This is a genomic window from Streptomyces bugieae (assembly GCF_036352915.1).
Lineage (GTDB): Bacteria > Actinomycetota > Actinomycetes > Streptomycetales > Streptomycetaceae > Streptomyces > Streptomyces endophytica.
Genome location: NZ_JAZBJP010000017.1, coordinates 144,463 through 157,506, shown reverse-complemented (window position 1 = coordinate 157,506; position 13,044 = coordinate 144,463). Strand labels below are relative to the sequence as shown.

Here is a 13,044-nt window from a genome sequence, read left to right as displayed (position 1 = left end):
AGGTCGAACGCTTCCACCGCACCCTGCTCGATGAATGGGCCTACCAAAGGCCCTACGCCTCAGAGGCCGAACGGCAGGCAGCGTTTCCCGACTGGCTGGACTGGTACAACTACCACCGACCCCATACTGGAATCAGCGGCCACACCCCAGCCAGCCGCGTCACCAACCTGTCCGGACAGCACAGCTAGGGCAGCGGGCGAGCCGGAAGGGCCGATCGTCGTCCGCTACAACGACCACCTGGCGCAGCTCGCCGTGCCGGAGTACCAGGCGACCCTGGACGCCCTTCAGGAACTCCCCGAGATCGGCACCGACGGGCTGGTCGGCTTCTGGGGCCTCAACATGGGCACCGCGATCGGCGTGCCGTTCGTGGCGGTCGAACCGAGGGTCAGGGCCGCGGTCTTCGGTCAGCACTGGCCCGATGTCCTGGCCGAGCAGGCGAGGCAGATCACCATCCCGATCGAGTTCGACCTGCAGTGGGATGACGAGCACATCTCACGCGAGGAGGGTCTCGCGCTGTTCGACGCCTTCGCCTCGAAGGAGAAGTCGTTGCACGTGAACTCGGGCAAGCACAAGCAGCTGCCCCGGTTCGAGGCCGACAGCGCGGTGCGGTTCTTCGCCCGGCACTTCGGCGAAACGCTCACCCCAGTGGCTTGACGTGAGCGGTTGCGGCGTCCGGCTAAGCCGCCGCCGGCGCCGCAACCGCGGCCCCCATTTGAGACTGCGTATCCAGATGGTGGACCGCTTAGCTGGAGCTCCGCCATGTAGCTCGCCCGGCGTCGTACGAGGGCTTCGGGTGGGCCTCGAACCAGCCGTTGCGCACTGAGCAGACCAGCGGTGCGGCCTCCCCCCCAGGGGAGAGTTCGGGGCAGTCGGCACGAGTATCCGATGCGGTGCAGGATGCCGGTGATGACGTTCCATGGGCGCGCCGTGCAACCATCTTCCCAGCTCACGAGTCTCCACGCCGTACGTCTTGCCCGCACAGTTTGAAAGGTTCCCGTGCACCAGAAGAGACTCGTTGCCGTCTGGACAGGTGGTGCCATGTCCGCCGTCGTCCTCGGCAGCCTGCTGCTCGCTGCCCCGCAGGCGGCAGCCGCCGATGTCACCTGCTCGACCAACGTCTACAAGCGGACGTTCTACAACAACACCTCGTTCTCCGGTTCTCCGGTGAGGACCGACTGCGACAGCGCCATCAGCCAGAGCTGGTCCGGCAGCCCGGTCTCCGGCGTGTCGTCGAACAACTTCGGTGTCCGCTGGTCGGTGACCCGCGACTTCGGCTCCGGCGGCCCCTTCATGTTCACCGTCTCCGCCACCGACGGCGTCCGCGTCTACGTGGACGGCGTCCGCCAGATCGATATGTGGCACGGCACCGGTGACACCGCCCGCTCCACGTTCCTCGGCTTCACCATTCCCTCCGGCAAGCACACCATCCGCGTCGACCACGTGAACTGGTCCGGTGCCGCGAAGGTCGCGTTCACGTACACGCCGCGGACGTCGGCCACGTACGACCAGACGAAGCCGCTCGCGCCCACCGGCGTGACGACCGCCTACAACACCACGACCCGCAAGACGACCGTCTCCTGGTCCGCCAACAAGGAGATGGACCTCGCGAGTTACTCCCTCTACCGGCGACCGGTCGGCTCCAGCACCTGGACGAAGGTCAGCACGACCACCGCCCGCAGCTACACCGACCCCCTCGTGAACCCCGACGACCGCACGCCCTACTACTACGAGGTGCGCGCCACGGACAAGGCGGGCAACACCTCGTCGGGCAGCACGGACACCATCGTCCGGCCGCTGCCGATCGTCACCTCTTTGACCGGGACCTACGACAAGGCGTCCGGCAAGGTCGCCTTGAACTGGCCGCAGAACACCGAGCCGCACTTCGACCACTACACGGTCCTGAGCAACGACAAGGTGGACGGCTACTGGAAGTGGGTCCCGTTGGGAACCACCACCGGCAATACCTGGACCACCGCTCCGATCGTGGCCGACGGCGAGGCCCGCCACTACCGTGTCCTCGTCACCAACGATGGCGGCACCACCACGTACAGCGGCGACGCCCTCAACGCCTACGCGACCAACGAGCTCTGGCTCAACATCCCCGACGGCATCGCCCCCGCCAATGCCCCCGAACTCCTCGTCGGCTCCTGCCAGGGCGGCATACGGGCAACCGCCAACGACTACACGCCTGCTCCGATCCGGGACTTCACCGGCTTCGAGATCGAGCGCCGCGAGGTGGGGACGGATGCCTGGTCCGTCGCCGCGCACCAGGGCTATGACCCGCGCCACGACCCGGCCTACGTCACTGTCTGCGACCCGCTGCCCGCCGACGGGCGCACCTACGAGTACCGGGCCCGTACCTATGACGCGGCCGGGAACTACTCGCCGTCCAGCGAGGTCCGCGCCATGACCGTGCCTGCCGGCTGACGGTCCTGGTGAGCACGCGACAGGGGCCCAGAGGCAAGAAGGACGCTGCTGGTTGATTCGGCCCCCGTTGCTTCGCCCCGTCGGCACAGCCGGCGGGGCGAAGCGCTGCTCACCGCCTGGGCACCTGCGGCACCCGGCGAGGAAAAGAGCTCATCGCTGTGACGCATCCACGAACAGCTCAGCAATACGGCTATCGCGCCCGTCGTGTAGACGACGACAGACAGCCCCAGGCACGGTCCGCCGGGTCGAATCCTGCCTGTCGGGGTCAGCCGGCCGGCACGACGTTGGTGGCGTCCACCGCGGCGCGTAGGCGCCGGGCGAGCCTGACGCCATCGCCGACGGCCCAAAAGTGGACGAAGAACAAGCGAGGTTCGTCCGTCAGGCCGTGGTTGTGCAGCTCGACGAGCTCAGCCCCGGCACGCCGCAGAGCCACCAAGACGTGTTGGACTTCCTTGGCGATCATGGCGCAGTCGCCACTGATCGCGGCTCGACCGCCGCCCAGCGGCTGGAAGTTGAACGCACTGGTCGATCCGAGGCCCGGGGGAAGTACCCGAATGCCGTCCGTGATGGTTTCGCGGCGGACGAAGATGCACTTGTAGATGCCGTCGTCAATGGAGCCCTTGGCGCCCAGCGCGGCATCGATGCCAGCGGTGTCAAGGTCGACGCGCTGCCGCCGGGTCGACGGCAGCGGAGGCGGGGTATCAGTGCGCTTGAAGGCTGCTTGGAGACCGCGGGCCAGCGCCAGTGGGTGGTGACTGTGCGCATGAACATGGATCCACCAGATATGGGGACTCTGAGAAAGAAGATGCTTGTGGATCGCGGTGAGCCCGATCTGGTGCTCGTACAATGCATCGGTGAATGGCTGCAGTTCACGCTCGGTGACCACCACATCACCCATCACCATCGTGCTCTTGTCGGCGTAACGGACGAAGGACACGTGCGAGCCGAGGGCCAGCGCCGGTTTGACGACGACGTGACGCGACTTCACCCGCAGATCATGGCGCGGGAAGGCGGTGTGGTACATGATCTTGCGTTTCATGTCCCCTGCCCGGCCCAACGTCTTGGCCACGCTTTTCCAGTGCGAAAGGCCAGTGGAAACCGGCTCCATCCGGCCGCGGCTGTCCACCTCGGCCGCCCCGGTGGACAGGGCACGAGCAGGGGACGGGGCGCCGGCCAGCACCGGAGCCAGGGCGGCTGCGGCAAGCACACTCCGCCGCGGCGCACCCTCGTGCGGGTAGCTGTCTTGTTGTCGGTCTTCGGCCACCATGTGAACACCTCCGTGACGGCATGGAAGCACGCCGGTGCGGAGCAGATGCCGTCACCGTCATGGCTTGGCGCCAAACGGACTAAGAATCCCCCCTCTCCGGTCGCCCCCGTGTCTCAGCGCCCCTGCGAACGGCCTGATCGCCCTGCTGCTCTTCGTGATCTGGCACCTGTACCAGCCGGCGCCTGAAGAACCCATCAGCTGCGTCTGACGCGTCTCACGCCATGAGTGGGGGATTCCTGAACGCCGTGTTCAACCCGCCGGAGTTAGGCATGCAGTTGCGTGTTGGGAATTCGCGGCGTCGGGATCCGCCTCTGGTCTCGGTGCGACAGTGCGGGCGCGAGGGGGGTGTACGTACGGCGGCTTGGTGCCAGTCGGCGGGGGGCGCATGCTCTCGCTGCAGCCCAAGCTGCAATTGATTTGTTATTGCAATCAATATGCAACAAGCTGGTCCGGTCCGTACTGCCTGCCCTGGATGCGGAGCCAGTCATGCCTTGCCTATTGCCAAATGCCGGACCACAGCGTGTCCTTGCGGCCTCGAACTTCGTCTACACCGTTGGCAGCGGCCTCTATCTGACTGCCGGGGTGCTGTATTTCACCCAGGCGGTTCACCTCCCGGCAGACCAGGTGGGGCTCGGGCTCGGCATCGCCGGTCTTGTCGCGCTGGCCCTGGGCGTTGCGGTCGGCCACTTGGCGGATAGATACGGAGCGCGCGGTGTCTATGCGGCCACCCTTGTGGTCCAGGCGCTGGCCACGGCCGGCTTCGTCCTGGCGGACAGCTTCTGGCCGTTCCTATTCGTGGTCTGCGCGGCCGCTGGGGCGAAGGCGGCCGGAATAGCCGCCCGCAGCCCCCTCATCAGGCACTACGGAGGGGACCGGCCGCAGGAGTTCCGGGCCTATCTCCGCGCGGTGACCAACGTCGGCGTCTCCCTCGGTGCCGTGGGAGCGGGATGGGTCGTTCAAGTGGGCACCTCCACCGCCTACCGGCTCATGGTCATCGGCAACGCGATCGCCTTCGTGGTCTCCGCGGCGCTCCTGGTCTTCCTCCCGCGGGTCATGCCCGTCCCCGCCAGCGGCGGCCCTCGCTGGGTCGCCCTGCGAGACCGCCCCTACCTACTGCTCACCACACTCGACGGCATCATGGCCATCCAATTCAAGGTGCTCACGGTGGCTATCCCGCTCTGGCTGGTCGGTGCCACCACCGCCCCGCACTGGCTCATCTCGGGCACCATGCTGACTGGCACCGTCATCGTCATCGCATTCCAGGTACGGGCCAGCCGCAACGTCGTTTCCCCCGCAGCCGGCGGGAACGCCTACCGCCGGGCAGGCTTCGCCTTTCTCGTCTCGTGCTCGATGATCTCACTGTCCGCGGGGATACCGGCGTGGGCTGCCGCAACGCTGCTCATCGCCGGAGTGGTGATCCACACGGCCGGCGAGCTATGGCACTCCGCTGCTGGCTTTGAGGTGTCCTTCGCCCTTGCTCCGCGGCACGCGACGGGCCAGTACCTAGGCGTGTTCGGCCTCGGCGCCGGACTGGCCGAGGCCGTTGGGCCAGGACTGCTCATCTCGCTCTGCATCACCTGGGGCCGCCCCGGGTGGTATGTCGTGGGGGCCGTTTTCGCGCTGACGGGCCTGGCGGCACCACTCGCCGTCCGCTGGGCACAAAACCAACGGAACGCTCGGCAGCCACACCTCCAAGCAGCCGAAAACGCAGCCGCCGCCTGACCTACCCCCCACTGTCCCCCTCCGGCCTCGACGGCATCAATCTCGCATTCTTCGGCGTGATCTCTCACCGTTGCCCCGGATTGATTGAGATGACTCGGGCACCGACATCTCAATCAATCTGCGGCACTCCTGGTCAGGCCAGTTGGCTATGCGGTGTTGGGCTCAGTGAACGGAGAGCCCGCCGTCGACGAAGATCGCCTGTCCGGTGACGTAGCTGGAGGCGCGGCTGGCCAGGAACACCGCTGCTCCGGCGAAGTCCTCGACCAGCCCGTTGCGCCCGACCATCGTGCGCGCGGCCAGCGCTGCAACCTTCTCCGGATCGGAGGACAACCGCTCATTGAGTGGGGTCATGACGAAGCCGGGCACCAGCGTGTTGCAGGTGACGCCGTGTGGTGACCACGCCTCGGCTTGAGAACGGGTCAGCGACTCCAGCGCCCCTTTGGAGACCCCGTAGGCGCCGCTCTGGACGAACGCTCGGTGCGCCTGTTGGGAGGTGATGTGGATGATCCGCCCGAAGCCCCGCTCGGCCATGCCAGGCCCGAACCGCTGGCCCAGCAAGTAGGGCGCCTCCAGGTTCACCGCCATCGTGGCGTCCCACACCTCCTCGCCCAGCTCGCCCATGGGCGGCCGCAGGTTGATCCCGGCGCTGTTGACGAGAATGTCGGGCTCGCCGAACACCTCGGCTGCCCGCTCCGCCGCCGCGCGCACCCCCGCGCGGCTGCCCAGGTCGGCGCTCACCCAGGCCGCCCGGCAGCCGTCCGCCGCCAACTCGTCGGCGGTGGCGGCCAGTTCCGACTCGTTGCGGGCCACGATCACCACGCTCGACCCCGCTCGCGCGAGGGCCCCGGCGATGGCTCGGCCGATGCCGGAACTGCCGCCCGTCACCACGGCGACCCGGCCTTCCAGTGAGAACAGTTCGGAGAGGTAGCTTCGCGAGATCATGCCCGCACCCTAAAGGCTGTCCCGCCTATCGGGGCGCGGGCCGAACAGGCACGCGACGCGGCAAGGGCCGGCCCTGGGGCCTTCCACCGGAGGACCGCGTGCTCCTGGTCGGCGCCGACGATGAGTGGGAACGGAGAGAGCCGCTCATGCATCCACGCCGAGTCCGCTCCGAGGCGTACGGCCCAGTGCTCCATCCATTCTTGAGGTGCTCGTACGGCGAGGTGCTCGTGCGGTTTGTCCGGTACGCACGCGACGGCGCCTGGCAAGAAGGGCTCGGTGGAAACCCGACAAAGGTGGTGCGGAGAATGTCGGGTGAGCGGGAGCAGTGCTGCCGCACGATGGGGGCATGGATGACACAACCTTGGTATCCCGCTTCCTCCGCGACGGCTTCGTGAAGTTCGAGGGTGCCGTTGCGCCGCGTGTGGCCGCGGACTGCGCGCGGTTGCTGTGGCGAGAGACGGGCTGCGACCCGGACGATCCGGCTACGTGGACGCAGCCCGTGCACTGGGTGGCCGGCATGGCGCAGGGGCCGTTCGCCGCCGCACCCAACTCCCCGTCCCTGCAGCGCGCGTACGACCTGCTCGTCGGCGCGGGACGCTGGGAGCCGCGCTACTCGCTGGGCACGTTCCCGCTGCGCTTCCCGCACGAGGAGGAGCCGGACGACGCGGGCTGGCACATCGAGGGGAGCTATCTGCCGGAGGGCGAGAGCTGGTACTTCACCAATCTGCGCTCCCGGGGCCGGGCGCTGCTGATGCTGTTCCTGTTCAGTGAGGTCGGCGAGGAGGACGCCCCGACCCGGATCCGGGTCGGCTCACACCTCGACGTGCCGAAGGTGCTGGAGAAGTACGGGGAGGAGGGGGCGAGCGGGCTGGCCCTTGCGCCCGATTTGGTGGCGGCGTCCGACCACCGGCCACTCGCCCTCGCCACCGGGTCCCCGGGCGACGTCTTCCTGTGCCATCCGTTCCTGGTGCACGCGGCGCAACCGCACCATGGGGTGCGGCCGCGCTTCATGGCCCAGCCGCCGCTGATGGCGGCCGCGCCGTACGAACTGGAGCGGCCCGACGGCGCGTACTCACCCGTGGAGATCGCGATCCGTCGGGGCCTGGGGCAGGACACCCCCGGTCCGGACGGCGACGGTCCGGGCGGCGACGATCTGGACGGCGACGGCGCCGACTGCAGTGCCGGGTAGACATGGCGCAGGACTCAGCAGCTTGTCAGGAGACCGTCGCCGGGGCGTCCCGCAGGGTGACGTTGGCGTGGCTCTCCTGGAAGCTCTGGTCTGATACGAGGGTCAGCCGGGCCGTGGACTGGAACTCCGGCAGGGTAGTGGAGCCGCAGGAGACCATCGTGGTCTTGAGCTTGGCGATGGTCAGGGCGAGCCCTTCGTTGAGGTCGCCTGCGTAGGGGACGTAGCCGTCCACGCCTTCCTCGAAGATCAGCCCCTGGCCTCCCTGGCCGTAGCGCTGCCAGTTGCGAGCCCGGTTCGAGCCCTCACCCCAGTACTCCTTCACGAAGCCGTCACGGGTGGGCAGCTTCGCGCCGGACGCCTGGTCGAAGCGTGCGAAGTAACGCCCCATCATGACGAAGTCGGCCCCCATCGCCAGCGCCAGGGCCACGTGGTAGTCGTGCACCAGCCCGCCATCGGAGCAGATCGGCACGTACTCGCCGGTGCGTTCGCGGAAGGCATCCCGGGCCGCCGCGACGTCCAGCACCGCGCTGGCCTGGCCGCGGCCGATGCCCTTCTGGTCCCGAGTGATGCAGATGGAGCCGCCGCCCACCCCGACCTTGACGAAGTCCGCTCCCGCCTCGGCGAGAAAGGTGAACGCCTCCCCGTCGACCACGTTGCCGCCGCCGACCGGGATCTCCGGATAGTGCTTCTTCACCCAGGACACAGCCTGCGCCTGCCAGTCGCTGTAGCCGTCGGAGGAGTCGAAGCACAACGCGTCCACACCTGCCTCCAGCAGGGCCGGGACGCGCTCCTGATAGTCGTGGGTGTTGATACCTGCGCCCACACGCAGACGCTTGGCGGCGTCCACGACCTGGTTCGGGAAGCGCTTGTGGTCCGCATAGTCGGAACGGAACACCAGATGCTGCAGGTGACCCTCGGTATCCAGCACCGGGAGGCAGTCCAGCCGTTCGTCCCACAGCCGCGCGTTGGCTTCGGAAAGCGTGATGTCGGGCCCGGCATGGGCCAGGTCGGAGATAGCGGTCATCCGGCCACTGACCGGTCCGTCCAGATCATGACGCTGGGGATGGAAGTCCCGGGAGGTCACCAGGCCGAGCAGGCGGCCGGTAGCGGTCCCGTCGTGGGTGACCGCGGCGGTGCTGTGACCGGTGCGGCGCATGAGGTCGACGAGGAGGCTCAGGCTGTCGTCGGGGCGGATGTTGGTATCGCTGGTGACGAACCCCGCCTTGAAATTCTTCACCTGGCGGACCGCTGCAGCCTGGTCCTGGATCGGCTGATTGTGGTGCAGGAAGCTGAAACCACCGTTTCGCGCGAGCGCGATCGCGAGAGCGGGTGTGCTGACGGCCTGCATGATCGCGGACGTGAACGGGGACTGCAGCTCGATCGCCGACGCCTCGCCCACGACGTGCCGCACCAGGGGCGTGCGCAAGTCAACCGTCGCAGCCGAGCAGTCGGTCCGAGTGCGGTTCGGCAAGAGCAGGAACTCGTTGAACGTCCGTGAGACTTCGGCGATGATCTGTGCCACTCGTTCCTCCTGACCCGTCGCCGGGGCCCGACTGCCCCGCCGTGAGGATCGCCCCCGTATCCCAGGGCCCGGGCAGGCAGAGATCAGCACGGCAGCCGTGGAGGTGCCACCAACTGCGGCAGAGCCCTGACCGGCCCGTGGAGCGAACGGGGTGCGGTCGTGGCCTGGCACCTTATCGATTAACTCAGCCGCTGCACGAATCGTGGCCGTCACCGGCAGCCACCACCCCGGCGGTTGCTTCAAGTCCTCAGACCCGGGCGGCGAGGGAGGCTCGCGCCACGTTGCGCGCGGTGCGAGCCGGGATCGAGCTCGCCGGCAACTCCGAAGCGCTCGTTCTCCTTTGAGCTTTGTCTGCGACGGTTCGTCCTGCCGCAGCTCACACCACCGGACGACCTGCCGGCCCAGGTTTCCCGCTCGCCTGGCTCCGGCTTCCGCCGATGTCTGCGTTCGCAGCAGGTCCGGCAGTCGTCTACTGCGTTCGCAGCAGGTCAAGAGTCTGCGGACGGGCGACGACAGCCGTGCCGCAGCACGGCACCGTAGGGAGTGCCCAAGCGGCCGAACGCACGCCGCATGTCGACGGGTTGGAGCAGTCATGGATCCTGGCTCAGACCATGAGGACGTCACCGGGGACGTGATCCGTCGTCGGCTGCGCGACACGGTGATCGATGTCGCGCCTGTCTTCGGCTTCACCATGGGCTTCGCCGTCACGCACCGGGTCGTCGTCGCCCTTGCGCTGGCCATCGGGGCCGGCCTGGGGGTCTGCGTCTACCGGTTGGTGCGTAGGGAAGCCGTACGGCGCGCTCTGGCCGCCCTTGGCCTGATCTGCGTCGGAGGAGGGCTGGCCGCCCGCAGCGGTCAGGCCACGGATTTCTTCCTCCCCTGCCTGGTGGTGCACTGCGCGATGGCTGTGGTGACGCCGGTGCTGTTGCTGCTCGGTTGGCCGCCGATGGGACTGGTGGTCGGGCTGATCACGGGGGAGCGGACCAAGTGGCGGCGGTGTGCGGTGCGCCGGCGGGCCTTCGTCAAGGGCAACCTGGTGGTGCTCGTCGGGCATCTGGCGATGTTGGCGGTCCAGCTTCCGCTGTTCCTCTCCGGTCAGGTGGTCGCCCTTGGTTCGGTCGACGTCTTCGGCCCACCCGTTCTCGCACTCGGCGTACTGCTGGGGTGGCGTGTCTACCGCCGCTGTGTCGGAACGCACCGCTGCGAGGCCCCCGGCCCCTTGGGCATCGAGGTATCCCACCGTTCTCCCTGTTTGGAAAGGATCTCCCAGTCATGACCGAAGCACAGCCTGTCACCACGACGCAGCCGATGGCGCGGACCTGTCCGTTCGATCCCCCGTCGGAGTACCGCACGCTACGGGAGCAGAGCCCGGTTGCGGAGGTGACCTTGCCCGATGGTCTGCGGGGTTGGCTGATCACCGGGTACGAGGAGGCGAGGGCGGTGCTCGCCGATCCGCGGTTCAGTTCCCGCCGTCGCGGGCTGCGGACCGGTGGCGCTCCCGCGGGCGACGCTCCGGTGCCGCCGCCCGCCCCGGGGATGTTCATCCTGATGGACCCGCCGGAACACACCCGCCTCCGCCGGCTGCTCACCGGTCAGTTCACCGTGCGCCGGATGCGGCAGCTGACCCCCGCGGTGGAGAAGATCGTCGCCGAGCACTTGGACGCGCTGGCCGCCACCGAAGGCCGCCCGGTCGACCTCCTCCAGGCCTTCGCGCTGCCGATCCCCTCGCTGGTGATCTGCGAACTGCTCGGCGTACCCTACGCCGATCGTGTGGAGTTCCAACGCAACTCCGCCACGCTCATCAGGATCGACGCGACCCCCGAGGAACTCCAGCAGGCCCAGCAGGCGCTGAACCAGTTCATCGGCCAACTCGCGCTCGCCAAGCGGACCGAACCAGGTGATGACATCCTCAGCGGTCTGGTGCGGTCGGGCGAACTGACTGACGAGGAACTGGCCGGTGTCGGAGTGCTGTTGCTGCTGGCGGGGCACGAGACAACGGCCAACATGATCGCGTTGGCCACCATGTGCCTGCTGCAGAACCCCGGTCAGTGGGAGGCGTTGCGCGCTGATCCGTCCCTGATGGACGGCGCCGTCGAGGAGCTGCTGCGCTACCTCAGCGTCATCCAGTACGGCGTGCGCCGCACCGCGCTGGAGGACGTGGAGTTGGGTGGCCACCGGATCCAGGCAGGCTCCACGGTCGTGGCCTGTCTGCCCTCGGGGAACCGCGACACGGAGCACTTCAGCGGCGACCCCGAGCAGTTGGACGTGCACCGGCCCTACAGCCCGCACCTGGCGTTCGGCCACGGCATCCACCAGTGCCTGGGGCAGCAACTGGCTCGGGTGGAGATGAAGGCCGCCCTGACCGCCCTGATCGAGCGGTTCCCCACGCTGCGACTCGCCGTGCCGGTGGAGCAGGTGCCGATGCGCGACAACATGATCGTCTACGGCGTCCACGAACTGCCCGTGACCTGGTAGGCCCCGCCGAGTCGGCGAACGACACCGCAGAGGAAGAATTCCCATGAAGATCACCATTGACGAGGACAAGTGCGTGGGGGCCGGGCAGTGCGTGCTGGCCGCCGGCGAGGTCTTCGACCAGCGCGATGAGGACGGCATCGTCGTCCTGCTCGCCCCCGCGCCGCCGCAGGAGCTGTGGGCCCAGGTCGAGGACGCCGCCGCCCGCTGCCCCGCGCTGGCCATCGAAGTGGAGAAGTAGTGCCCACCATGGACCGCATCGTCGTGGTGGGCGCGTCGGCCGCGGGCCTGACCGCGGCCGAGACCCTGCGCCGCCAGGGCTTCACCGGCACGCTCACCATGGTCGGTGAGGAACTGCGGCCCCCCTACGACCGGCCACCGCTGTCCAAGCAGATCCTGGCCGGCGACTGGGAACCCCACAAGGCCACCTTGCGCCCGGAGGAGGCCCTCCAACCCCTGGGGCTGCACCTGAAGTTGGGCCGCCGGGCGACCGGGGTGGACCCGGTGGCTCGCACCGTGACCTTGGACGACGGGGACACGGCGGACTACGACGGCTTGATCATCTCCACCGGGCTACGCCCCCGCCGTCTGCCCTTCGGTCACGATCTGGCCGGGGTGCATGTGCTGCGCACCCTCGACGACACGCTGACCCTGCGCGCCCAGCTGCTGGCCGGGCCCCGGGTGGTGGTGATCGGCGCCGGATTCCTCGGCAGTGAGATCGCCGCCACCGCACGTGGCCTCGACCTGGACGTCACCCTCGTCGACATCGAGCCCACCCCGTTGTTCCGGCAAGTGGGCTCTGAAGTAGGGGAGTTGGTGGCGCAGCTGCACCGCGACCACGGGGTGAGCATGCGCCTGCGCCGCCAGGTCGCCGGCATGAGCAGCCGCAACGGCCGGGTCACCGCGGTGGACCTCGATGACGGCACCCGGATACCCGCCGATGTGGTCGTCGTCGCCATCGGCTCGGTACCGGCCACCGACTGGCTTTCCGACTCCGGGATCCCACTGGGCGACGGGGTGCTGTGCGATCCCACCTGCCACGTCGTATCCGGCGTGTACGCGGCCGGGGACGTCGCCAACTGGCCGCACCCCACCGCCGGCGGCCGCATCCGACTGGAACAACGCACCAACGCCACCCAACAAGCCATCACCGCCGCCACGAACCTCCTGGCCGGCCCGAACCGCGCACTGCCCTACGCCCCGGTCCCGTTCGGCTGGACCGACCATTACGACACCAAGATCCAGATCCATGGCTGGTGCCCGCCCGACGCCCACATCGAGGTCGTCGACGGCGACCTGCGCTCGCGCAGGTTCGTCGCCCTCTACCACGCAGACGGCCGGGTCGTCGGCGCGCTCGGCTGGAACAGCCCCCGCGCCCTGCTCCGGTACCGCGCCCGCCTCCCCGAGCCCACCGCCGCCTGATTCCCGCCTCCGGCCCCAAGCGCCGCACCGCCAGGCTCCGCACCCAGCCTCTATCCGGGTGCGGAGCCCTCGGTGCGCAGA

At 68.5% G+C, this 13,044-nt stretch carries 11 protein-coding genes and 1 pseudogene; 9 read left to right on the top strand and 3 right to left on the bottom strand.

The genetic code is table 11. From position 1 onward, the window contains the following. The 3 genes and pseudogenes from V2J85_RS24470 to V2J85_RS24460 form a co-directional block, all read left to right on the top strand. On the top strand, positions 1–188 hold a 188-nt coding region (locus V2J85_RS24470; protein WP_330822728.1), incomplete at its 5' end, for an integrase core domain-containing protein. Continuing rightward, a pseudogene (locus V2J85_RS24465) lies at positions 184–654 on the top strand (alpha/beta hydrolase); the annotation flags it as partial. The gene V2J85_RS24470 and the pseudogene V2J85_RS24465, both read left to right, overlap by 5 nt. Before the next feature lie 384 nt (positions 655–1,038). Then, positions 1,039–2,427 carry a PA14 domain-containing protein gene (locus tag V2J85_RS24460; protein WP_261953762.1) on the top strand — a complete coding sequence of 463 codons (1,389 nt, stop codon included), beginning with the start codon at positions 1,039–1,041 and terminating at the stop codon, positions 2,425–2,427. A gap of 265 nt (positions 2,428–2,692) precedes the next feature. Here the strand turns inward: V2J85_RS24460 and V2J85_RS24455 are convergent, their stop codons facing one another. Then, positions 2,693–3,694: a DUF1259 domain-containing protein gene (locus V2J85_RS24455; protein WP_261953763.1), complete on the bottom strand. Its 1,002-nt coding sequence runs from the start codon at positions 3,692–3,694 to the stop codon at positions 2,693–2,695. A gap of 486 nt (positions 3,695–4,180) precedes the next feature. On the opposite strand from V2J85_RS24455, the gene V2J85_RS24450 reads away from it, so the two are divergent. Next, on the top strand, positions 4,181–5,416 hold the full coding sequence (locus V2J85_RS24450) for an MFS transporter (RefSeq protein WP_330822727.1): 1,236 nt from the start codon (positions 4,181–4,183) through the stop codon (positions 5,414–5,416). A 162-nt stretch (positions 5,417–5,578) separates the two neighbouring features. Here the strand turns inward: V2J85_RS24450 and V2J85_RS24445 are convergent, their stop codons facing one another. Beyond that, the gene (locus V2J85_RS24445) at positions 5,579–6,358 is read right to left on the bottom strand and encodes an SDR family NAD(P)-dependent oxidoreductase (protein WP_261953765.1); all 780 of its coding nucleotides are present in this window, start codon (positions 6,356–6,358) and stop codon (positions 5,579–5,581) included. A gap of 346 nt (positions 6,359–6,704) precedes the next feature. On the opposite strand from V2J85_RS24445, the gene V2J85_RS24440 reads away from it, so the two are divergent. Next, positions 6,705–7,547 (top strand): phytanoyl-CoA dioxygenase family protein, encoded by an 843-nt coding sequence (locus tag V2J85_RS24440; protein ID WP_330822726.1) that lies wholly within the window; start codon positions 6,705–6,707, stop codon positions 7,545–7,547. A gap of 25 nt (positions 7,548–7,572) precedes the next feature. Here V2J85_RS24440 and V2J85_RS24435 read toward each other — a convergent pair whose 3' ends face one another. Further along, positions 7,573–9,069 carry an IMP dehydrogenase gene (locus V2J85_RS24435; protein ID WP_330822725.1) on the bottom strand — a complete coding sequence of 499 codons (1,497 nt, stop codon included), beginning with the start codon at positions 9,067–9,069 and terminating at the stop codon, positions 7,573–7,575. 592 nt (positions 9,070–9,661) lie between these two features. On the opposite strand from V2J85_RS24435, the gene V2J85_RS24430 reads away from it, so the two are divergent. Genes V2J85_RS24430 through V2J85_RS24415 form a run of 4 tightly spaced genes read left to right on the top strand, consistent with a single transcriptional unit; the run spans position 9,662 to position 12,963 of the window. Further along, the gene (locus V2J85_RS24430) at positions 9,662–10,345 is read left to right on the top strand and encodes a DUF3159 domain-containing protein (protein ID WP_330822724.1); all 684 of its coding nucleotides are present in this window, start codon (positions 9,662–9,664) and stop codon (positions 10,343–10,345) included. Beyond that, positions 10,342–11,544 (top strand): cytochrome P450, encoded by a 1,203-nt coding sequence (locus V2J85_RS24425; protein ID WP_330822723.1) that lies wholly within the window; start codon positions 10,342–10,344, stop codon positions 11,542–11,544. The genes V2J85_RS24430 and V2J85_RS24425 overlap by 4 nt, the downstream gene beginning before the upstream one ends. 43 nt (positions 11,545–11,587) lie before the next feature. Beyond that, the gene (locus tag V2J85_RS24420) at positions 11,588–11,782 is read left to right on the top strand and encodes a ferredoxin (RefSeq protein ID WP_261953770.1); all 195 of its coding nucleotides are present in this window, start codon (positions 11,588–11,590) and stop codon (positions 11,780–11,782) included. An 8-nt stretch (positions 11,783–11,790) separates the two neighbouring features. Then, complete coding sequence (locus tag V2J85_RS24415; RefSeq protein ID WP_330822733.1) at positions 11,791–12,963, top strand: NAD(P)/FAD-dependent oxidoreductase; 1,173 nt, start codon at positions 11,791–11,793, stop codon at positions 12,961–12,963. The last annotated feature ends 81 nt before the right edge of the window (positions 12,964–13,044 follow it).